The organism is Micromonospora antibiotica, from assembly GCF_017599305.1.
GTDB classification, from domain to species: domain Bacteria; phylum Actinomycetota; class Actinomycetes; order Mycobacteriales; family Micromonosporaceae; genus Micromonospora; species Micromonospora antibiotica.
On the sequence record NZ_JAGFWR010000005.1, the window covers coordinates 71,264 to 93,533 of the forward strand.

18 protein-coding genes are annotated in these 22,270 nt (G+C 73.3%); 13 read left to right on the forward strand and 5 right to left on the reverse strand.

Annotated features, from left to right (window positions below; all coding sequences use genetic code 11):
• Positions 1-125: 125 nt before the first annotated feature.
• Positions 126-2,330, reverse strand: a complete 2,205-nt coding sequence (recG, locus tag JQN83_RS12125) for an ATP-dependent DNA helicase RecG (protein WP_208567219.1) — start codon at positions 2,328-2,330, stop codon at positions 126-128.
• Positions 2,327-3,952, reverse strand: coding sequence for a DAK2 domain-containing protein (locus tag JQN83_RS12130; protein WP_208567220.1), 1,626 nt, complete (start codon positions 3,950-3,952; stop codon positions 2,327-2,329). The genes recG and JQN83_RS12130 overlap by 4 nt, the downstream gene beginning before the upstream one ends.
• Before the next feature lie 285 nt (positions 3,953-4,237).
• Between JQN83_RS12130 and rpmB the strand changes: the two genes are divergently transcribed.
• Both rpmB and JQN83_RS12140 read left to right on the forward strand, forming a co-directional pair.
• A complete protein-coding gene (rpmB, locus tag JQN83_RS12135) occupies positions 4,238-4,429 on the forward strand; it encodes a 50S ribosomal protein L28 (protein ID WP_007456456.1) in 192 nt (63 codons plus the stop codon).
• A 110-nt stretch (positions 4,430-4,539) separates the two neighbouring features.
• Positions 4,540-5,793, forward strand: a complete 1,254-nt coding sequence (locus JQN83_RS12140; protein ID WP_208567221.1) for an ATP-grasp domain-containing protein — start codon at positions 4,540-4,542, stop codon at positions 5,791-5,793.
• Between the two features lie 63 nt (positions 5,794-5,856).
• On the opposite strand, the gene JQN83_RS12145 is transcribed toward JQN83_RS12140, so the two are convergent.
• Together JQN83_RS12145 and JQN83_RS12150 are read right to left on the reverse strand one after the other, a co-directional pair.
• Complete coding sequence (locus JQN83_RS12145) at positions 5,857-6,318, reverse strand: GNAT family N-acetyltransferase (protein ID WP_208567222.1); 462 nt, start codon at positions 6,316-6,318, stop codon at positions 5,857-5,859.
• A gap of 22 nt (positions 6,319-6,340) precedes the next feature.
• A complete protein-coding gene (locus tag JQN83_RS12150; protein WP_208567223.1) occupies positions 6,341-7,279 on the reverse strand; it encodes a thiamine-phosphate kinase in 939 nt (312 codons plus the stop codon).
• 122 nt (positions 7,280-7,401) lie between these two features.
• Between JQN83_RS12150 and JQN83_RS12155 the strand changes: the two genes are divergently transcribed.
• The 11 genes from JQN83_RS12155 (at position 7,402) to JQN83_RS12205 (ending at position 21,239) form a co-directional block, all read left to right on the forward strand.
• Complete coding sequence (locus JQN83_RS12155; RefSeq protein WP_088646044.1) at positions 7,402-7,635, forward strand: Lrp/AsnC ligand binding domain-containing protein; 234 nt, start codon at positions 7,402-7,404, stop codon at positions 7,633-7,635.
• Complete coding sequence (locus JQN83_RS12160; protein ID WP_372444013.1) at positions 7,636-8,355, forward strand: DUF3515 family protein; 720 nt, start codon at positions 7,636-7,638, stop codon at positions 8,353-8,355. It abuts the gene before it with no gap.
• Positions 8,356-8,603: 248 nt separating this feature from the next.
• On the forward strand, positions 8,604-9,797 hold the full coding sequence (locus tag JQN83_RS12165; protein WP_208567224.1) for an MFS transporter: 1,194 nt from the start codon (positions 8,604-8,606) through the stop codon (positions 9,795-9,797).
• Between the two features lie 1,056 nt (positions 9,798-10,853).
• Complete coding sequence (locus JQN83_RS12170) at positions 10,854-12,986, forward strand: Agd3-related carbohydrate-binding protein (RefSeq protein WP_208567225.1); 2,133 nt, start codon at positions 10,854-10,856, stop codon at positions 12,984-12,986.
• 42 nt (positions 12,987-13,028) lie between these two features.
• Positions 13,029-14,870, forward strand: coding sequence for a GT4 family glycosyltransferase PelF (gene pelF / locus JQN83_RS12175; RefSeq protein ID WP_307799200.1), 1,842 nt, complete (start codon positions 13,029-13,031; stop codon positions 14,868-14,870).
• Positions 14,870-16,399: a hypothetical protein gene (locus tag JQN83_RS12180; protein WP_208567226.1), complete on the forward strand. Its 1,530-nt coding sequence runs from the start codon at positions 14,870-14,872 to the stop codon at positions 16,397-16,399. Before pelF ends, JQN83_RS12180 begins: the two co-directional genes overlap by 1 nt.
• Positions 16,400-16,436: 37 nt before the next feature.
• Entirely contained in the window at positions 16,437-17,276 is an 840-nt protein-coding gene (locus tag JQN83_RS12185) for a sugar phosphate nucleotidyltransferase (protein ID WP_307799234.1), read from the forward strand.
• Positions 17,273-18,166 carry an NAD-dependent epimerase/dehydratase family protein gene (locus JQN83_RS12190; protein ID WP_208567228.1) on the forward strand — a complete coding sequence of 298 codons (894 nt, stop codon included), beginning with the start codon at positions 17,273-17,275 and terminating at the stop codon, positions 18,164-18,166. The genes JQN83_RS12185 and JQN83_RS12190 overlap by 4 nt, the downstream gene beginning before the upstream one ends.
• Positions 18,167-18,220: 54 nt before the next feature.
• The gene (locus tag JQN83_RS12195; protein ID WP_244252297.1) at positions 18,221-19,585 is read left to right on the forward strand and encodes a nucleotide sugar dehydrogenase; all 1,365 of its coding nucleotides are present in this window, start codon (positions 18,221-18,223) and stop codon (positions 19,583-19,585) included.
• Entirely contained in the window at positions 19,582-20,547 is a 966-nt protein-coding gene (locus tag JQN83_RS12200) for an NAD-dependent epimerase/dehydratase family protein (protein WP_208567229.1), read from the forward strand. Before JQN83_RS12195 ends, JQN83_RS12200 begins: the two co-directional genes overlap by 4 nt.
• Positions 20,547-21,239: a putative glycoside hydrolase gene (locus JQN83_RS12205; RefSeq protein ID WP_244252298.1), complete on the forward strand. Its 693-nt coding sequence runs from the start codon at positions 20,547-20,549 to the stop codon at positions 21,237-21,239. The genes JQN83_RS12200 and JQN83_RS12205 overlap by 1 nt, the downstream gene beginning before the upstream one ends.
• Before the next feature lie 288 nt (positions 21,240-21,527).
• Here JQN83_RS12205 and JQN83_RS12210 read toward each other — a convergent pair whose 3' ends face one another.
• Positions 21,528-22,172, reverse strand: coding sequence for a TetR/AcrR family transcriptional regulator (locus JQN83_RS12210; RefSeq protein ID WP_307799201.1), 645 nt, complete (start codon positions 22,170-22,172; stop codon positions 21,528-21,530).
• Positions 22,173-22,270 lie beyond the last annotated feature (98 nt).

Genomic DNA, 22,270 nt, shown 5'->3' on the forward strand with positions numbered 1-22,270 from the left:
CCGGGCGGTAGCCCCTTGTCCGGGGGACGCCGCCGGGCGGTAGCCCACCCGTCCCGGGGACGCCGGCCGGCGGGTCGACCGGTGCCCCGACGGCCGACCGCCGTCCCCGACGCCCGAGGCGGCGGTCAGCCCTTCTCCAGGTATTCCGCGCGTTCCTCGTCGACCAGGGCGGCGACCGAGGCGGCCAGCGCCGGGTGCCGCGCCAACTGCGGGTCCTGCTCGACCAGGGTGATCGCCTCGGCGCGGGCATCGCGGATCAGGTCGGCGTCGCGCAGCAGGGACAGCAGCCGCAGGTGCGAGCGCCGACCGGACTGGGTCGCCCCCAGCACGTCACCCTCCCGGCGCTGCTCCAGATCCAGCTCGGCCAGCTTGAACCCGTCGGTGGTGGAGGCGACCGCGTCCAACCGTTCCCGCGCCGACGAACCCTCGGCCGCCTCGCTGACCAGCAGGCAGAGCCCGGGGGCAGCGCCCCGGCCGACCCGGCCCCGCAGCTGGTGCAGCTGCGAGACACCGAACCGGTCGGCGTCCAGCACGATCATCACGGTGGCGTTGGGCACGTTCACGCCGACCTCCACCACCGTGGTCGCGACCAGCACGTCCAGGTCGCCGTCGGCGAAGGACCGCATCACCGCGTCCTTCTCGTCGGCGGGCAGCCGCCCGTGCAGGACGCCGATCCGCAGCCCGTGCAGCGGCCCCTCGGCGAGCAGCGGCGCCACCTCGGTCACCGCCAGCGGTGGACGTCGTCCGTTGTCGTCCTCGCGGGGTGGCTCCTCCTCGGCCGCCGGCCCCTCGCCGATGCGCGGGCACACCACGTACGCCTGGTGGCCGGCGGTGACCTCCTCGCGCACCCGCCGCCAGGCCCGGTCCAGGAAGGCTGGTTTCTCCGCCACCGGCACCACGTGCGAGGCGATCGGGGAGCGTCCCTGCGGCAACTGGGACAGGGTGGAGGTCTCCAGGTCGCCGTAGACGGTCATCGCCACCGTGCGGGGGATCGGGGTGGCGGTCATCACCAGCACGTGCGGTGGCTGGTCGGCCTTGGCGCGCAGGGCGTCGCGCTGCTCCACGCCGAAACGGTGCTGCTCGTCGACCACCACCAGGCCCAGGTCGGCGAAGTCGACCCCCTCGTAGAGCAGGGCGTGGGTGCCGAGCACGATGCCGGCCCGCCCCTGCGCCACCTCGGCCAGGGCCCGCCGTCGTGCTGCCGCGCCCAGCGAGCCGGTGACCAGCTCCACCCGGGTCGCGTCGTCGGCCGCCCCCAGCTCACCGGCCTGTGCCAGCGGGCCGAGCAGGTCGAGCATGCCCCGGTGGTGCTGGGCGGCGAGCACCTCGGTCGGGGCGAGCAGTGCCGCCTGACCTCCCGCATCGACCACCTGGAGCATCGCCCGCAACGCCACCACCGTCTTGCCGGAACCGACCTCGCCCTGCAACAGCCGGTGCATCGGGTGCGGGGTGGCCAGATCGGCGGCGATCTCGACGCCGACGTCGCGCTGGCCGGGGGTCAGCTCGTAGGGCAGCCGGGCGTCGAAGGCGTCGAGCAGGCCACCCGCCTTCGCGGGGCGCGGGGTGGCCGGCGAGGACGCCGACCGAAGCTTGCGCTGCACCAGGGTCAGCTGCACGGCGAACGCCTCGTCCCACTTGAGCCGGCGGCGGGCCCGGTACAGCTCCTCCTTGCTGGACGGCCGGTGGATCTCGCGCAGCGCGGTGTCGATGCCGACCAGCTTCCGGCCGACCCTCATCGGCGTGGGCAGCGGGTCGTCCGGCGGGGTGACGGTGTCCAGCACCACCCGGACGCAGCGGGCGATCACCCAGGTCGGCACGGCTGCGGCGGCCGGGTAGACCGGGATCAGCGCCCCGGCGAACTCCTCGACCTCCTCGGAGGCCGCCACCTCACCCTCGCCCCCCTCGCCGAGCAGGACGTACTCCGGGCCGTTGAGCTGCCGCTTGCCCCGGAACTCGGTGACCTTGCCGGCGAACAGCCCCCACCGGCCGGGGCGCAGCTCCCGCTCCCGCCACGCCTGGTTGCCGAAGAAGGTGAGCGTCAGCGTCCCGCCGGAGTTGTCGCCGACGGTCACCTCCAGCAGGTTGCCCCGCCGCTGCCGCATCGGGCGGACCGCCGTGCGCTGCACCTGGGCCAGGACGGTGACCTGCTCACCGACGTCCAACGCACGGATGTCGGTGTGCTCGCCGCGCTCGTCGTACCGGCGCGGGAAGTGGTAGATCAGGTCACCGGCGGTGTGCAGGTCGAGGTGACCGGCGAGCGCCTTGGCGGTCTTCTCCCCCACCAGCTTGGTGAGCGCGGTGTCCACCGTGGCCGGCTCGGACGTCGTCATTCGACCCCCACCAGGAGCGGATAGTGCGGTTGCCCACCCGAATACGCCTGCACCTCGACGAAGGGCCAGCGCCGGGTCACGTGCGCCCGGACCGCCTCGGCGAGGCCGGCGGGGGCGTCCGCGCCGGTGAGCAGGGTGACCAGTTCACCGCCGCCGCCGAGCATCCGGTCGACCACGGCGGCGCAGGTGTCGACCAGGTCGCTGCCGATCAGGTGGACCTCCCCCTCGACCAGGGCCAGCACGTCACCGGGGCGGCACGGGCCGGCCACGGTCAGCGCCTCCCGGCTGGCGTGGCACACCTCGGCGTACCGGCAGGCACCGGCGGCCTCGGCCATCGCGATGACGTCGTCGGCGAACCGGCGCTGCGGGTCGCGGACGGCGAGCGCGGCGAGCGCCTGCACCGGCGAGCGGGTCGGCACCACGCTCACCTCCACCCCGAGCCGGTGCGCCTCCCGGGCGGCGGCGTTCGCCACCGCCTGGGTGTTCGGGTCGTTGGGGAGCACCACCACCCGGGCGGCGGCGGTGGCCCGGATCGCGTCCAGCAGCTCGCCGGTGGACGGGTTGCCCGGCACCACCGTCGCGCCCTCCCCGCCGAACAGCTCGGCGATGCCGACGCCGGGCGCGACCACCACGGCCGCCCGGCCGTCGGCGGCGGGACCGGGTCGCCGGGCCGGCGCGGCCTGGTCGGCGAACCGGGTCACCGATATCCGGTACGGCCGGCCGGCGGCCACCCCGGCCTCGACGGCCGCCCCGACGTCGTTGACGTGGACGTGGACGTTCCAGGTGCCGGACTCCGCCGGCGTACCGGCGTCACCCACCACCACCAGCGAGTCGCCCAGCGTGGCCAGCTCGGCGCGCATCCGGGTCACCGCCTCGTGCGGCGCGTCGAGCAGGAACTGCACCTCGTAGGCGTAGTCGGAGGAGCCGGTCTCCCGGACGGCGGTCAGCGGCCCACGGGCCGGCCGGGTCACCGGCGCGGGCCCGGCCACAGGCTCCCCCGTGACCACCTCGACCAGGGCGTCGAGCAGCAGGCAGAGTCCCCGGCCACCGGCGTCGACCACCCCGGCACGGGCCAGCGCGGGCAACTGGTCGGGGGTACGGGCCAGCGCGCGGGCCGCCTCCCCGGCGGCGGCCCGGACCACCGTGCGCAGGTCGTCGCTGTCGGCCTGCTCGGCGGCGGTCGCGGCGGCGGCGACCACGCTGAGCACCGTGCCCTCGACCGGCTGGGCCACCGCGGCGTAGGCGGCGGTGGTGGCGTCGCGCAGCGCACCGGCCAACGCCCGGCCGGCGACGGTGGGCACACCGCCGAGTGCCTCGGCGAGCCCGCGCAGGAGCTGCGAGAGGATCACCCCGGAGTTGCCCCGGGCACCGAGCAACGCACCCCTGGCCATCAGCCGCAGCGCGTGCCCGTGCGCGGTGTCGCCGTCCTCCGGCAGGGTGCCGAGGCCCACCGAGAGCGCCTGCTGGGCCGAGGTGAGGGTGAGCACGAGGTTGGTGCCGGTGTCCCCGTCGGGCACGGGATAGACGTTGAGGTCGTCGATCTCACCCTGGTGCCGGCGCAGCGCGGCGAGACCGCTCGCGCACCAGCGGCGTACCGCGGCGGCGTCGAGGGTGTCCAGCACGGCCAGAAGCCTACTGGCGGCGGCCGACACCCGCCGGGGTCGGCCGGCGTGTCCCCGCGGCGGCCGGCGGCGACGCCTTCCGACGGTGGCCGGCCCGGTCCGCGCGCCGTCCGGAACGGTGACCGGCTGCCCGCCACTGCGGTCCGGGACGGTGACCGGCTGCCCGCCGCAGCGGGCCGGGACGGGCCGGTTGGGCGGGGCGGGGGTGCATCGGGTAACCTGGCCAGGTTGTCCGGGCAGCGCCTGCCGGCGACCTCATGAACGTATCAATCTCAGGAGTATCCCGTGGCTAGCGTGTGCGACGTCTGTGGCAAGGGGCCGGGCTTCGGCCACAACGTGTCCCACTCGCACCGGCGGACCAACCGCCGCTGGAACCCGAACATCCAGTCGGTGCGTACCCCGGCCGGTGGCGGCAACACCAAGAAGCTCCAGGTCTGCACCTCGTGCATCAAGGCCGGCAAGGTCACCCGCGCCTGACCGGGTAACACCACCACCGCTCCAGCTCCGACAGTACCGGCGGGCCGTCCCGGCCCGCCGGTACTGTCGTGTCCCCGCACCCGGTGGCCGACCCGTACGGAGGACGACCGTTGGACCTTGACCTGGGCCCTGACGAGATGATCGTGGTGGGCGCCTCGATCGGCATCATGCGCTGGTTCACCGAGGAGCTGCCGCCGGGCAGCGTGGTACTCGTCGAGGAGCCGGAGATCATCGCCCGGCGGGACGTCACCACGACGGTGACCCGCCTGCCGGTGGTCTCCCGGGTGGTGTCCGCCCGCTACCAGACCGGGCTGGACGTCGAGGAGTTGCTGGCCCGCGAGCCGGGGCTGACCACCGCCCGGCTGGTGATGCCCGGCCTGGAGTACGCGGTCGGTGCCGCCGCCCGGCTCGCCGACCGGCTGGGCCTGCCCGGGGCCGGCCCGCAGGCCGCCGACGTCTTCTCCGACAAGCACCGGATGCGCCTGCTCGCCGACCGGGCCGGGCTGGCCAATCCGGCCTACGAGCTGGTCGACTCCCCGCAGCGGGCGGCGACGTTCGCGGCCCGGTTCGGTGGCCGCTGCGTGTTGAAGCCGACCCGCCGCTCCGGCAGCCTCGGCGTGCAACTGATCGCCCCCGGTGACGACGTGTCGGCGGCCTGGTCGGCGACCGCCGCCCCGGAGGAACCGGTGGAGGCGGCCAGCGACCTGCCCACCGAGGTGCTGGTCGAGCAGACCCTGGTCGGCCCGGAATACAGCGTCGAGCTGCTGGTCGCCGACGGCGAGGTGTGCTTCGGCAACGTCACCGACAAGCGGGTGCTGCCGGGTCGTCGCCCGGTGGAGACCGGGCACACGGTCCCCTCGGCGCTGCCGGCGGCCCGCCGGGCGGAACTGGTCGAGGCAGCCACCCGGCTGGCGACGGCGGCCGGTTTCCGCACCGGTGTGCTGCACAGCGAGTGGATCGTCGCCGACGGGGTGCCGACGTTGGTGGAGTGCGCCGCCCGGCTGCCCGGCGACATGATCTCCGCGTTGGTCTCGGTGGCGTACGAGTGCGGTTTCATCGACGCCTACCTGCGGACGCTGCGCGGCGAGCGGCCCCGGCTCCCGGCCCGGCCGTCCGGGGCGGCGGCGGTGGAGTTCCTGCTGCCACCGCCGGGGACGCTCACCGCGATCGACGGGCTGCGCGACGCCCGGCGGGTGCCCGGTGTGCTGGCCGTGCAGCTCGACGTGGCGGTCGGCGACCGGGTCGGTGACGTCACCTCGTCGGTGCGGCGCGGCGGGCACGTGCTGGCCTGGGGCGCCGACCCGGCGGAGGCGACCGCCACGGCCCGCGCCGGTGCCGACCGGTTCCGCTTCACCGTCGCCTGACACCGCCGCACCGGCCGGGTGGGTCGGGGATTCACCCGGTGGCACGGCCCTGCGGCGGGCGGGTCAGAGTGTCCGGCCGAACGACAGGCAGCCGGGGGCGTCGGCGTAGTAGCCGAAGTTGGTGATCCGCTCGTACCCCGCCGAGGTGTAGAGGGCGACCGCCTCGGGCTGCCGGTCGCCGCACTCCAGGATGATCCGCCGGCGACCGTGCCGGCGGGCCGACTCCTCGACGGCGGCGAGCAGGGCGCGGGCCGCACCGCGCCCCCGCACGGCCGGCACGGTGTACATCCGCTTCAGCTCCGCGGCGTCGTCGCCGTGGCTGCGCCACCCCGCGCAGCCGACCGGGGCACCGTCGAGGTGGGCGACGAGGAACTCACCGTGCGGTGGGACGAACTCGGTCGGGTCGATGGGGGTGTCGTCGCCGCTGCCGCCGTACCGGACGCCCAGGTCGGCCATGGTCGCCCGGATCAGCGTCTGCGCCACCGGCGAGTCGAAGCCGAGCGGCCGGATCTCGATCTCACTCACGGGTGAAGGGTACGACTGCCCCTTACCGGAAGTGCTCCCAGCCGGCCGGTCCGTCGTACGCGTCACCGTCGACGGTCACCCCGACGCCCTCGACCACCCGGCCCACCGTCCGCCATGACGACGGCGGGGTCACCGCCGGGGGGAAGGTGGCGACCAGGGCGTGATCGTCGCCACCGGCCAGGATCCAGGTGTACGGGTCGACGCCGAGCGCCTGGGCGGCGTCACGCATCTGCGGGGGCACCTCGAAGCCGTCCCGGCGCAGGTCGACCCCGACGCCGCTGGCCTTCGCCAGGTGACCCAGATCGGCCAGCAACCCGTCCGACACGTCGATCATGGCGGTGGCGCCGAGCCGGGCGGCCTCCGGTCCGGCCGGGTAGGGCACCTCCGGCCGCCGGTACGCCTCGACCAGCAGGCGCGGGGTCCGGAACCCCCGGGAGAGCACGGTCAGCCCGGCGGCGGCCCACCCGGTCCGGCCGGCCAGCGCCACCACGTCACCCGGCCGGGCACCGGAGCGGACCACCGGTGCCCGGCCGGCCAGGTCGCCGAGGGCGGTCACCGCGATGGTCAGGGTGGGGCTGGCGGACATGTCGCCGCCGACCACGCCCGCGCCGACCAGCGCCGCCTCGGCGGCCAGCCCGTCGGCCAGCTCCTCCGCCCAGGCGGTGTCCAGGTCGGCGGGGATGCACAGGGCCACCAGCAGGGCGGTGGGGGTCGCGCCCATCGCGGCGACGTCGGCGAGGTTGGCCGCCGCCGCCCGGTGCCCGACGTCGCGGGCGCTCGACCAGTCCCGCCGGAAGTGCCGCCCCTCGACCAGCACGTCGGTGGAGGCGACCACCCGCCGGTCGGGGGCGGCCACCACGGCGGCGTCGTCGCCCGGCCCGAGCAGGCATGACGCTCCGTACGTCAGCCGGGCGGTCACCCGGTCGATGAGACCGAACTCGCCCACGTCCGCGACACCCATGTCTTCCTTCCGACACGCTCGCTAGCTGCTTGACCTCGACCACCGATAGGGATCGCGCCTGCTCCGTAGGGTATTTTCACCCTTCGGGCCGCCCCTGGGCGGCGACGGACGGAGGTCGAGTCGTGGTACAGGCGTACATCCTCATCCAGACCGAGGTGGGCCGGGCGCGGGACGTGGCCGGTCTGATCGCGGACCTTGCCGGCGTGGTACGCGTCGACGCCGTCACCGGGCCGTACGACGTGGTGGTCCTCACCGAGGCGAACACCGTCGACGAGCTCGGCAAACTGATCGTCAGCAACGTGCAGATGGTGCCCGGCATCACCCGCACCCTCACGTGTTCGGTGGTGCGCCTGTAAGTGGACGAGAAGACTTCCTCCCCCGAGACCCCGACCGACGCCGCGCCCGGCACCGACCGGCCCGCCACCGGCGCACCCACCACCGACCGGCCCAGCACCGACCGGCCCGGCACCGGCCAACCCACCAGCGACCGGGACAGCACCGACCGGCCCGCTGGGGACCGGTCGACCCGGCGGGCCGCGGTGTGGGCCACCCTGGTCGCCGTGCCGGTGACGGTGGCCGTGGCGGGGTTCACCTTCGCCAAGCTGTCCCCGGACCCACCGGTCGCCGCGCCGAGCGCTTCGCCGACCACCCTGCGCCCCCAGTCCAGCGCCCCGGTCGAGATGGCCGCCCCGGCGTTGGCCGAACGCCCGGGGGTGGTGTGCCGGGCGCTGGTGTCGCAGCTGCCGGCCACCGTCCGGGAACTCGCCCAGCGCCCGGTGACCGCCGGTGCCGAGCAGAACGCCGCATACGGTGACCCGGCGTTGACCGTCGCCTGCGGTGGCCCCGAGCCGACCGTGGACGCCACCGCCGACGTGTGGACCGTCAACGGGGTCTGCTGGTATGCCGACGAGCGGTCGGATGCCACCGTGCTCACCACGCTCGACCGCGAGACGGCGGTCACGGTGACGGTGCCCCGGGCGTACGAGGGGCCGTTGCAGTGGCTCACCCCGGTCTCCGACGCGGTGGTCGCCTCCGTGCCGTCCGGCGGCGACGGCCCGTCCGGGTGCCGACGCTGAGGTTCCACCCCGCCCGACCGGGCTCCGGCCCGCGCCCGCTCCACCCGACCGGACCCCCGTGCCCGTGCCCGCACCGGACCCGCGTGCCCGGGCCGCGTGCCCTTGCCCGCACCGGTCGACCGGACCGGGGTGAGGGCGACGCGACGGTCCGGAAAATCGTTTGACGGCACCGATAATCTGATCCTCCGTACCTGCGGCTGACCGTGGGTGGCGAGGGGGCCCTGCCCCCTCACCGCCCAGGAGCCGCCATGCGTCGGACGCCCGCCCTCTCCTTCCTGCTCGTCACCATCTTCCTGGACATGCTCGGGCTCGGCCTGATCGTGCCGACGGTGCCGGCCCTGTTGACCGCCGTCACCGCCGACGCCGCCGCCGCGGTCCGCTGGTCCGGCCTGCTCGGCTCGCTCTACGGCCTGTTGCAGTTCGTCGTCTCGCCGCTGCTCGGCCAACTCTCCGACCGGTACGGCCGGCGGCCGGTCCTGCTCGTCTCGCTGGGTTGCCTCGGCGTCGACTGGCTGGCCCACGCCAGCTCCCCCGGCCCGTGGACGCTGCTGGTGTTCCACAGCCTCGCCGGCGCCTGCGCGGGCACCTACACCGTGGTCAACGCATACCTGGCGGACGTCACGGCACCCGAGGACCGGGCCGGTGCGTTCGGGGCGGTGGGTGCCGCGTTCGGGCTGGGTTTCGTGGCCGGGCCGGTCGTCGGCGGCCTGCTCGGCACCGTCGACGTACGCCTGCCGTTCCTCGCCGCCGCCGCGCTGTCCTTCGCCAACGTCGGGTACGGCTGGCTCGTGCTGCCCGAGTCGCGGCCCGGTGACCGCAGCACCCCGTTGACCCTGCGGACGGCGAACCCGGTCAGCGCCATCGTCGTCGTGCTGCGTCGACCGGTGCTCGGGCGGCTCGCGTACGCCCGGTTCTGCGCCGACGTCGCCCGGATGACCCACCAGTCGACCTGGACGTTCTTCCTCACCCACCAGTTCGCCTGGGGCACCGCGCGGGTCGGCGTGGTGCTGGCGGCGGGGGCCCTGGCCGGCGCACTCTTCCAGGCCAGGGCCGTCGGGCCGATCGTGCGCCGGCTCGGGGACAAGCGGGCCGCGGTGTTCGGCGGGGTGCTCGGCGTCGCCACGCTGGCGGGTACGGCGTTCGTCTCGACGCCCTGGCTGCTCCACGTGCTCCAGGCGGTGGGTGTGCTCGCCACGGTCGGCGGTGTCGCCGCGCAGGCGTGGCTCTCCCGGATCGTCCGGGCCGACGAGCAGGGCACCGTGCAGGGGGCGTTGACCGGGATCGGGGCCGCCGCCGAGTCGGTGGTGCCGGTCCTGGCCGGCGCGGTCTTCGCCTGGTCGCTGTCCCACGCGTCGCCGGGCCTGGTCCTCGCCGGGGCGGCCGGCTGGGCGGCCGGCTCGACGCTCCTGCTGGCCACGGCACCCGACCTGCGCCGGCCCTGACCTGTCGACGCCGGTGTCACCCGCAGGCGTCGAGCCGTCCGGAGCTGCCGGTCGGCCCACGTCGGCGGTGGCACCGGCGGACAGCCGGGCGGCCGGGCCCGGGAGAAACTGCGCGGCCGATGGTGTCGGGCCCTGTCCACCGAGCCGCCGAGTGGGACCGTGCCGGGGGATGCGCCGATCCGGCGTCTGCCGTTTCGTCCCGGCATCACCTTCGGCTCAGGACGCGCACATCTACTCCTGCATTTGCGCCCCGTGGAAGTTCCACGAAACCGATCGGATAGTAAAACGATTTGGCCCGGACGGCGCTGATAGGGGAGACAGCGGACGACTTCCAAAGGATGGGAATGGGCAACTCCTGACGCTGGGAACCGCTTCTGCCGAAACTGGCTGATTCGGCGGTCAGCGCCGCGGTATTCGCCATTTCCGGTCGAGTTCACACACCCGCAGGGTCGAGGAAACTCAACATTCTCCACTATGTGCCGCCGATCAAGCGATTGCCCGACAAAAGGCACGCACGACCCCACCCGCACCCCCGAAACAGGGCTTTGAACTGGGAAAACGTTGATCACTCCATGCCCCGGCCCACCGCGTACCGGCCGCACGGGGCACCTTCAACCGAAGGGATGGTCGGGTAATCGGCTGATCGGCGGGCCAGCATGGACTGATCGGCCATTCTTGCCGCACCTCAATTGCCGCAACCCGAGCGAATGGCTGAGGTAAGCCCGGTTCCACGCCCGACCACGGCCCACATTCTGGCCACCACCGGCTACAGCCGTGTGAAGTGAACGTGAATGAGGTGTTTCGACTCCTCTGAAAAAGAGCACGTCAGCATGGCTGGCACCGACCGGCAACACCGTCAAGATCAGCAAAAAACGCGTTACCGGAAGTCACGCCCGGGTGCCCGGCACTAACACCCGACCCAGCTTGCGTCAATGGTCCACATGCGACAGGATCATGCGCGGAATCCGCACCAACAATTGCTAGCCTTCGATGGCAACCCCGTCATCCATACAGGATCGGCGGCATTGTTCACATCTCCTCATCGGAGGTCACCACATGGTCCACACCGGACCTACCCGTCGTCGCGCGAACCGATTCGCCCTCGCCGGGCTGACCGCACTCACGGTCCTGCTCGGCACCCAGACCCCGGGCCTCGCCCAGCCGCCGACCGCGCCGCGCACGCTGGCCCAGCCGCCGAGCGCGCCCGGACTCGGCCAGGTCGCCGCCAAGAAGGAGGCCCGCCCCGGCCCGCTGCCCACCCGGGCCGGCACCGTCAAGGTCGCACCGCCGTCGGGTGCCCGCAGCGGCGGCGTGGGCACCCAGGCGATCAACGACAAGGTCGCGCTGAAGGCGCTGATCCTGGCCACCGACCCGGCGGACTTCGGCGTGGCCACGCTCACCACCACCCTCAACCGGGTCGGTGCGAGCTACGACATCCTCTACACCACCACCCAGACGATCTCGGCGAGCACGCTGGTCGACGGCAACGGGGTGGGCAAGTACAACGCGGTCCTGCTCACCAACAGCATGCAGCTCTACGAGTCGGGCGGTAACTACCTCAGCGGCCTAACCAGCACGGAGTGGAACACCCTCTGGGCCTACGAGCGCAACTTCGAGGTGCGCCAGGTCGCCCTCTACACCAGCTACGGCACCTGGCCGGAGGACTACTGCCTCAACTCCGCAGGTGAGGGCGCGGTCGGTGAGACCCCGCTGCCCGTCTCGCTGACCAGCAGCGGCGCGGCGGTCTTCGACTACCTCAAGAGCACCGCCCAGATCCCGATCACCCAGTCGTACGTCTACCGCACCTCGATCCGGGCCGGCTGCAACGCCCAGGCCCTGATGACCAACGGCTCCGACGTGCTGGCGGTGAGCACCACGTCAACCGACGGCCGGGAGCGGATCGCGCTGACCTTCACCGCGAACCAGTACCTCCTCCACGCGGACCTGCTGGTCTACGGCCTGTTCCGGTGGGCGACCAAGGGCCTGTTCCTCGGTGAGCAGAAGCACCACCTCAACGTCGACATCGACGACTGGTTCGCCGCCTCGGCCCACTACATGGACGACGGCACCGTCGACTACGGCCCCGCGATCCGGGTCACCGGGCACGACGCGGTCAACCTCGACGCGAAGCAGACCGCGCTGCGCACCGCGCACCCGCTGGCCGCGGGCTTCACCTTCAACATCCCATACAACGGCGCGCAGATCGACCCGTTCGCCGGCAACACGTGCAGCCCGAACGGCGACGCCAACACCCTCACCGCTACCACCAAGTGCCTCAAGAACAACTTCCGGTGGATCAACCACACGTTGAGCCACCCGGCGCTGAACACCACCGACTACGCCACCAACCACGAAGAGATCTCCGAGAACCAGACCGCGGGCAACGCCATCGGGCTGAACCCGCCGGCCACCGTGCTCAAGACCCCCGAGTACTCCGGCCTCGGCGTCTACAACAACTCCAGCGGCGTGCTCACCGACCACGGCCTCACCGCGTCCAACCCGGACCTGATCGAGGCGGCGGCGGATCTCGGCATCACCACGGTGGCCGGCAACATGTCGTTCGCCAGCCACGTGCCGGCGAACTTCAACGGGTCGACCGCGCATCCGCTGGACCCGAGCATCGCGGTGGTGCCGTGCTGGCCGACGAACATCGCCTACCACACCACCAACCAGGCGGAGGAGGCGCACTTCTACAACTCCTTCTACGGCCCGACCGGCCTCTTCCCGTACTGGACCACCGACCGCACCTACGCCCAGGTCCTGGACTACGAGTCCACGGTGGGGCTGCAGCACGTGTCGTCCGGCTCGATCTACTCGCACACGTTCCACATCGCCAACGTGCGTGACTACGGCTCGGGCAACAGCCTGCTCACCGACTGGGTCGACGCGGTGCTGACCAAATACGACTCGCTCTACTCGGTGCCGCTGCTCAACTCGGCGTGGACCGACATCGCCGCCTACACCAGGACCCGGACGGCCCACTTCGCGGCGCTGAGCGCCGGGGCGTCCGCGATCTACGACCGGACCACCGGGGAGATCACGGTGACCTCGCCGGCCGCCGGCTCGCTGCAACTCGGTGGCGTGACCGCGGCCACCGCCGGTGCCGGCACCTACGGCACCGACGTCACCGTCCCGGTGACGCTGGCGGCCAACACCGCCGTGACGTTCAACGCCGCTCCCCGCGCGTAGCGCGGGACGGCTCAGCCAAGCACAGAGGAACGGGGGGAACCGGTGCGGATCGCGCTGGTCTCGGAGGGCACCTACCCGTACGCGATGGGTGGGGTGAGCATCTGGTGCGAACAGCTCATCCGAGGAATGCCGGACTACCGGTGGGAGGTCGTGGCGCTCACCGTGGACGGCGCCGAGGAGCCGGTGTTCGACCGGCCGGCGAACCTCGACCGCGTGCACTCGATCCCGTTGTGGGGCGGCCGGCCGACAGGCCGCCGCCCCCGGCGGGGGGTGCTGGTCCCCTCCGGGCGGCCCGGCGCGGAGTTCATCGAGTCCTACGAGGTGTTCCTGCGGGCGCTGGTCACCCCCCTGGAGTCGACCCGCTCCCAGGCCGGCGCGGTCAACCGGAGCACCTTCCTGCTCGCCCTGCGCGGCATGTTCGAGTACGCCTCCGGCGGCGGTGACCTGGGCGCGGCCCTGCTGTCCAACGAGGCGCTGCGGATGATGCTGGAGGCCTGGCACACCCTGCGGGTCGAGGAGACCGGGCCCGCGCCCACCGTCGCCGACGCGCTGGAGGCGGCCTGGCTCATCTCGCACATGCTGCGGCCGTTGAGCGCGCCACCGGTACGCGCCGACATCGTGCACTCGTCGATGAACGGTCTCGCCACCCTCGTCGGGATGGCCGCCACCTGGACGTACGGCACCCCGCTGGTGCTCTCGGAGCACGGCATCTACCTGCGCGAGCGCTACATCTCCTACCTGCACGACGACGCCCCGCACCCGGTGCGGGTGCTGGTGCTGAGCTTCTTCCGTTCGCTGGCCGGCGCGGCCTACCTGATCACCGGCGCGCTCGCGCCGCACTCGCAGTACAACCGGCGGTGGCAGCTGCACAACGGCGCCGACCCCGAGCGGATGTGGACGATGTACAACGGCGTCGACCCGGACGAGTTCCCACCCGCGGCCGGCGAGCCGGACGTGCCGACCATCTCGTTCATGGGCCGGATCGACCCGCTCAAGGACCTGCACACCCTGATCCGGGCGTTCGCCCTGGTCCGCGTGGAGATCCCGAACGCCCGGCTGCGCATCTTCGGCGGGACCCCGGCCGCCAACAAGGTCTACCACGAGAGCTGCGAGGCGTTGATCGACGAACTCGGGCTGACCGGGCACGCGGTCCTGGAGGGCCGGGTCGGCAGTGCCGTCGAGGCGTACCACGCCGGCAGCCTGGTGGCGTTGACCAGCATCTCCGAGGGCTTTCCCTACACGGTGGTGGAGGCGATGGCGTGCGGCCGGCCGACGGTGTGCACCAACGTCGGCGGGGTCGCCGAGGCGGTCGGTGACACCGGATTCGTCGTCGCGCCGCGTGACGTACCCGCGATCGCCGCCGCCTGCGTCAAGATGCTCAACGACCGGGAGCTGCGGCTGCGCCTCGGGGCGGCCGCCCGGGGCCGGGTGCTGGAGCGGTTCACCCTGCAACGCTCGTTGCAGGCGTACCGCGACATCTACGAGGGACTCGCCGCGCCCCGGACCACCTCCCCCGCGCCGAAGCGGCTGCGCGGTCAGGCCCAGGGCTGGGTACGCGTCCCGAACCGGCCGACCCGCCCCGGAGTGGCGTCCGTCACCGCCCGCCCCGCCGCCCCGTTCGCCGCCCCACCAGAGGTGGCCCCCGTCGCCCGGCCTGAGCCGACCCCCGTCACCGTCCGGCCCGAGCCGACCCCCGTCACCGTCCGGCCGGAAGCGACCCCCGTGGCCGGGCGGGTGCCCCGCCAGCGTGGACCCGAGCAGTACTCGTCGGCCGCCTACCGGACCCACCACGACCCGAACTCGTCCGGGCCGGAGCTGCCGCAACCGACCACACCGGGCCCGGACGACGAGCAGACGATCGCCATCCTGCGCGGTGGCCGCTGATGACCGGAGCCAAGGACCCGGACGTCACCGACCCGTTGTTCCGCCCCGCCGCCACGATGACCACCGAGCCGGGGCCGTCCGACGGGCGGGCGGACAACCCCGAGCGCACGATCCTGCTGCCCCGGATCTCCACCGACCCGGTCGACGACCTGGTCGAGCGGGTCCGGCCCCAGCTGACCCGGGCGGTGGACGCGCTCCAGGTCGCCGCCGCCCTGGAGGCCGACGGGCACACCGACCGGGCCGCCCAGGTCGAGTACGGCTACCGGGACGTCTTCGTCCTGGCCCTGGAGGTGTTCCGACGGCTGGGGCCGACCCCGGAGATGGTGGACGGGCCGCGCACCACGTCGGCGACCGACCGCGACCGGTGGGCCGACCTGCGGACGATCTCGCACGGCCTGCTGTACGTGCTGCCGAGCGCCGCGTTCCCCGCCGTGTTGTCGGTCGTGGGACGGCCGGGCCTGGTGGTCGGCCTGATCCTCGCCGGGACGGTCGGCTGGATCTGGTCGGGGATGGTCGCCTACGCGGCGTTCCGCCTGCTCGGCCTCGGTCGGGCCCGCTCGGCCAGCCGGGTGCTGCGGATCGCCGCGTTGACCGCTCCCCTGCTCGGCCTGGCCGCCGGTGCGGTGATGCTGCCCTACGGTGGCCTGCCGCTCGCCGCGATGATGCTCTGCCAACTGACGTACCAACTGGCCAGCACGTTGCTGATCTTCTACCGGCGGGAGGGTTGGCTGGCCGGGGCGATGGTCCCGGCCGTGCTGGGCAGCGCGGTCTTCCTGAGCACCGGCGGTGCGACCGAGCGGCGCTGGGCGGTGGGCGCGGCGGCCCTCGGCGTGCTGGTCGCCTTCGCCGCCGGGCTCTGGGCCACCCGCTCCGCCGCCCGGTCGACGGAGCCGACGCCCCGGGACCCGCTCTGGCCACCGGTGTCCACCCTGCTCGGCGTCGCCGGTTACGGGTTCTGCTCGGCGGCGTTGCTCTTCCACGCGCAGGCGCCGTACCTGCTGGGGCAGTGGGACGTCGCGGCGTCGGCGGTGCCGCTGATCCTGTCGATGGGGTTCGTCGAGTGGCGGACCAGCCGGTTCTGGGCGGCCGGGGTGGCGTTGTCCCGGCGGGCCCGGCTCCCGCGCAGCTTCGTCGTGGGGATCTGGCGGGCGATCGGCCGGGAGGTCGCGGCGTGCCTCGCGGTGCCGGCGGCACTGGGGGTGCTGCTGCTCGCCGGGCTGACCCAGCTGGGCGTGCTCTCCACCGCCGGGGTGGTGATGACGGCCGCGCACGTCGCCCTCGCCGGGGCGTACTACCTGGCCTTCCTGCTGGCCGGGCAGGGTCGGTACGGCTGGTTGTGCCTGTCCATGACGGTCGTGGTCGCGCTGCACGTCGGCCTCGGCGCGCTGCTCGGCGTCGCCCCGCTGCTCGGGCAGGGCGGCAGCCCGGTCACCGACACCTCGCTGTACCTGGGCAGCGTGCTGCTGCTCCAGGCACTGTTCGCGCTCGGTCTGCTTCCGGTGATCGGGCAGGTTCGGCACTACCGATAGTCCACTCGAGACCTATGGGGAGGTCCGGTTGCACGCGGTGATCCTTGCCGGCGGCAAAGGGGTGCGGCTGAAGCCGTACACCACGACGCTGCCGAAACCCCTGATGCCCATCGGGGACAGCCACTCGATCCTGCAGATCGTGCTCGACCAGCTCGCCTCGCGCGGGTTCACCTCGGTGACCCTGGCGATCAACCATCTCGGCCCACTGATCCGGGCCTTCGTGGGTGACGGCAACCGGTGGGGCCTGACCATCGACTACATCGAGGAGGACAAGCCGCTGTCCACGGTGGGCCCGCTGTTCGGCCTGAAGGACCGGTTGCCCGACGAGTTCCTGGTGATGAACGGTGACGTCCTCACCAACCTGGACTACGGCGACCTGCTGCGCAGCCACCAGCTCTCCGGCGCCGGCCTGACCCTGGCGACCTCCGAGCGGGTACACCGGATCGACTTCGGCGTGCTCGACGTGGACGCCGGCCGGGTGGTCGGGTTCCGGGAGAAGCCGGCGCTGCGCTACCCGGTCAGCATGGGCGTCTACGGAATGTCGCTGCGGACCCTGGAGCCGTATCAGGCCGGGCTGGCCCTCGGCTTCGACCAACTGGTGCTGGACCTGCTCGCGGGCGGTGACCCGCCGATGACGTACCCGTTCGACGGGTTCTGGCTCGACATCGGCCGGCCGGAGGACTACGACGAGGCGAACCGCTCGTTCCCCCAGCTCAAGCCGATCCTGCTGCCCAGCCGGTCGGGGCCGGTCGAGGTCGCCATCGGCGAGGGGACGACACCGCTGGCCGTTGCCGAGGGGACCGAGCCGCTGGCCGTCGGCGACCTGTCGGGCGTCGCGGACCTGTCGGGCGTCGTGCGGGCCGGGGAGCTGACGTGACCCGGGTGCTGCTGTTCGGGGCGTCCGGCTTCATCGGCGGGCACGCCCGCGACGCGTTGGCCGCGGACCACCGGGTGACCGAGGTGATCTGCCCGGGGCGGGCCGCCCACGACCTGCTCGACGGCACGCCGGCCGCGCTCACCGGATTGCTGCGCGAGGTCGCCCCGGACGCGGTGGTCAACTGCGTGGGCGCCCTCACCGGCAGCGCCGCCCAACTGGTCACGGCGAACACGCTGGTCGCGGCGAAGCTGCTGGCGGCGACCGCCGACGCGGTGCCGCAGGCCCGGCTGGTCCGGCTCGGCTCGGCCGGGGAGTACGGGCCGGTGCCGCAGCGGCTCCCGGTCACCGAGGACGCCCCGGCCCGGCCGGTCAGCGCGTACGGCGTCAGTCACCTGGCCGGAACCCGGTTGTTCCAGCTCGCCGGGGAGGCCGGCGAGGTCGACGCGGTCTCGTTGCGGGTGTTCAACCCGATCGGCCCCGGCATGTCGCAGGAGAACCTGCTCGGTCGGGCGGCGGACCGGTTGCGGGCCGCGCTGGCCGACGGGGCCACCGAGATCACCCTGGGGCCGCTGTCGGCGTACCGGGACTTCGTCGACGTGCGGGACCTCGCCGCGCTGATCGTCGCGGCGACGCTCGCACCCGAACTGCCGCACCGGGTGGTCAACGCCGGCAGCGGCCGGGCGGTCACCGCCCGGGAGGCGGTCGGGTTGCTGGCCGGCGCGGCGGGCTACGACGGCCGGATCCGCGAGGTGGGCCTCGGACCGCAGCGCTCGCAGGCGGTCGACTGGATCCAGGCCGGCATCGGCCGGGCCGGCGAGCTGGGCTGGTCGCCGGTACGCGACCTGGAGACATCGATCAAGGACATCTGGGCCGCGGGCGCGGCGCGGTGAGCCGCGCCGACCGCTCCCCCGTCACGACACACCCGCACAACTGAGAGGACACGCATGAGCATGAAGATCGGGGTCGTGGGCCTGGGCTACGTGGGGCTCACCCTCACCGCCGCCCTCGCCGACAAGGGCTTCACGGTGTACGGCGCGGACGTCTCACCGGCGGTGCTGGACGCGCTCTCGCACGGCCGGCCACACATCTTCGAACCCGGCATCGACGACGTCTTCGCCGCCCACCTGGGCAAGAACATCCACGTCGCCGCCGACCTGCCGAAGGACACCGTCGACGTGGCGGTGATCAGCGTGTCGACGCCGGTGGACAACATGACCCACCGGCCCAACCTGGCGAACCTCGCCGCCGCCGCCCGGGTGGTGGCCGGCAGTTGCCGCCCGGACACCCTGGTGGTGGTGCGCAGCACCGTGCCGGTCGGCACCAGCCGCCGGGTGGTGCTGCCCGAGTTGCAGGCCGCCTGGGGTGAGCGGGTGAAGCTGGTGATGGCCCCGGAGCGCACCATCCAGGGGCAGGCGCTGCGGGAACTCGTCGAGCTGCCACAGGTCGTCGGTGGCCTGGACGAGGAGAGCCTCGCCGCCGGGATCGCGTTCTTCAACGGGCTGGCGCGCACCGTCGTCCCGGTGTCCGGGTTGGAGACCGCCGAGCTGGTGAAGCTGTCCAACAACTGCCACACCGACCTGATCTACGCGTTCGGCAACGAGATCGCGCTGATCGCCGAGCGGCACGGCCTCGACCCGCTGGAGGTGATCCGGGCGACGAACGTCGACTACCCGCGCCCGGATCTCGCCAAGCCCGGGTACGTGGGCGGTGGCTGCCTCTCCAAGGACCCGTACATCATGATCGACAGTGCGGGTGACCGCCGGCCGTTCCTCGTCGGCAAGGCCCGCCAGCTCAACGAGTACCTGCCGATCCACGTCGGCGAGACCGTGGTCCGGATGCTGGTCGAGGCGCGGGGGCGCAGTCTCGGCGCCCGGCTGGCGGTGCTGGGGTGGGCCTACAAGGGCTGGCCGGCCACCGATGACATGCGCGGCACCCCGATCGAGCCGATGATGCGGGTCTTCTCCGCCGCCGGGGTCACCGTCCTGGGGCACGACCCGATGGTCACCGACGACGTGATCCGGCAGTACGGCGGCGAGCCGGTCAGCCTGGACAAGGCGTTCACCGAGGCGGACGCCGTGCTGATCATCAACGACCACCCCGACTACCGGGCGCTGCGGGTGCCGGAGGTGCTCGGGGCGACGCCGCCGGCCTTCGTCTACGACTCGTGGCGGGTACTCGACGGCGAAGCGGTCAGGGCTGCCGGGGTCCGCTACGCCGGACTCGGCTACCTGCCTCCCGCGCCGACCGGTCCGGGCGACGGCGGTGCGGCCGGTGCGGGCACGTCGGCCGCCGGGGCGGTGTCGGCATGAGGGCCCTGCTGCTCGGCGGTGCCGGCTTCATCGGCCTGCACCTCGCCCGCCGGCTCGTCGCCGACGGTCACCAGGTCACCATCGTGGACGACTTCTCCCGGGGCCGCGACGACGCCGACCTCGACCGGTTGCGCGCCGATCCGGCCGTCCAGGTGATCTCCGGCGATCTGACCGGCCCGGACACCTGGGCCGCCCTGCCCACCGGATGGGACCAGATCTACCTGCTCGCCGCCGTGGTCGGGGTGCGCAACGTGGAGCAGGACCCGGCCCGGGTGATCCGGGTCAACACCCTGTCCGCGCTGCACCTGCTCGACTGGGTGACCCCGGGTGAGCGGGTCTTCTTCGCCTCCACCAGCGAGGTCTACGCCGGGGGCGTGACGGCCGGGGTGGTGCCGGTGCCGACGGCCGAGACGGTGCCGGCGATGATCTCCGACGTCGCGGCCCCCCGCTTCGCGTACGCGGCCAGCAAGCTGCTCGGTGAGGCCGCGTTCCTGCACACGGCCCGCGCCAAGGGCTTCGAGACGGTGGTGGGCCGGTTCCACAACGTGTACGGCCCCCGGATGGGCGCGGACCACGTCATCCCGGAGATGTCCCTGCGCGCCCTGCGGGGGGCCGACCCGTTCCCGGTCCCCGGCGCCGACCAGTACCGCGCGTTCTGCCACGTCGACGACGCGGTCGAGGCGATGCTGCGGCTGATGGGGGCACCGGCCGCCGCCGGTCAGATCGTGCACATCGGCAACGACCGGGAGGAGACCAACATCGGCGACCTGGCCAAGCTGGTCCTGCGGGTGGCCGGGGTGAGCCCCGCCATCGCACCCGGGAGCGCGCCGCCGGGATCGGTCGCCCGCCGCTGCCCGGACCTGTCCCGGCTGCGGGAGCTGACCGGTTACGAGCCGGGTGTCAGCCTGGAGGAGGGCGTCCGCAGCACGTTCGCCTGGTACCGGGAGCACGGGTGGGCGTGATGAGCCGACGTCCCATCTGCTTCTACTACGGCGACGGCCGACTGCCCGAGCTGTCCAGGTACGTGCGGGTGGTCCTGCAACCGGACTTCTACCGGCCGGCCGAACTGCGCTACCTCGCGGCGCAGGACGTGCAGACCCTCGGCTACCTGTCGTTGTCGGAGGACCAGGGGCCACCCGCGCCCTGGCAGCGGCGGGAACGCAACCCGGACTGGGGTGGCGCGTTCGTCCACGTCGACCACCCGCTCTGGGTGGCGCACGTGATCGGGCAGGCGAAGCAGGCGATCGCGCAGGGATTCGCGGGGCTCTTCCTGGACACGCTCAACGTCGAGCTGACCTTCCCGGAGGACGTGCCGCACCTGCTCACCCTGGTCGCCGCCATCCGGGAGGAGGCCCGACCGGCGTACCTGCTGGCGAACCGGGGCTTCGGGATGCTGCCCCGGCTGGCCGAGATCGTCGACGGGATCGTCTTCGAGTCGTTCTCGGCCCGGTGGACCGACCAGGGTTACGCGCCGTGGCCGCCCGACGTGCTGGAGTTCCACGCCCAGATCGCCGAGCAGCTGCTCCAGTTGGAGCTGGACCTCTACAGCCTCGACTACGCCGACAGCCAGGGGCTGACCGATTTCGCGGAGCGGCGGGCCCGCCAGTTCGGGCTCCAGTCCTCGGTCAGCGACCGCGCCCTGTCCCGTACCTGATCATCCGGCGGGGGCGTCCGCCCCGCCGGTCCGGGGCCGGTCCGGTCCCGGACCGAACACCCGCCCCCGTCGGGCCGGGGCCGGGTCGCGCGTCGGCACCACGCGCGACCGGCTCCGCCCGGCGGGGGCGGGCTCGCGTGACGGCAGCCCGCCCGCCGCCACGGCACGGCGGATGTGGCGGTCCGCCCCGGCGGCGGCACGGCGGGCGGCTGCCAGCCACCGCCGAGGGCACAGCGGGCGGCGGCCCGGCGGGGCGCGACGTCGCGGCAGGTCAGGGTTCGCGGGTGGTCAGGGCGTCGCGGCAGGTCGGGGCGTCGCGGCGTCGAGGGCGGGGGTGAGCGGTGCCAGGGCGGCCCGGACGAGGTCCGGCAGCGGCCGGGACGGGACCACGAAACCGGCCATCGCCGGCACCTCGTTCGTGCCGTGCAGCCACTGCCGGAGCGCCACTCTGACCGCCGCGCCGACGGCGGCGGCGAGCACCTGGGCGGTCAGCCGGTCGAGGCCAGGGCAGCGGGCGGTCAGCGCCTCGGCGAGCGGCTCCTCGATCGTGGTGACGGCGTCGACGTAGCAGGCTCGCAGCGCGGGACTGGCGGCGATCATCAGCAGCGCGGCTGGCGGGTGGTCGCCGGGGTCGGTGTAGAGACCCACGACGGCGTCGACGACCGTGTCGCCGAGGCTGACCCCGGTGGGCCGGGCGAGCACGGCGGCCGTGACCGTGACCGCGCGGTCCGCGGCGACCCCGGCGACGATCGCCTGCTCCCGGCTGGCGAAGTAGTTGTTGTAGGTCCGGGGCGACACGCCTGCTGCCTGGGCGATCTCCTCGACGCGGACGTTGTCCGGTCCGCGTTCCAGGGCGAGGCGCAGCGCCGCCGACTGGAGCGCCTCCCGGGTGGCCCGTTTCTTCCGTTCCCGCAACGTCGGTGGTCCGGTCACGGTGCCACTGTCGCACACACGGTTCGTGCACGCAAAATTGCGCGCACGCAAAATTATGCTACGGTCCCCCCGAACTCCGCAGCATCACGACGGAAAGG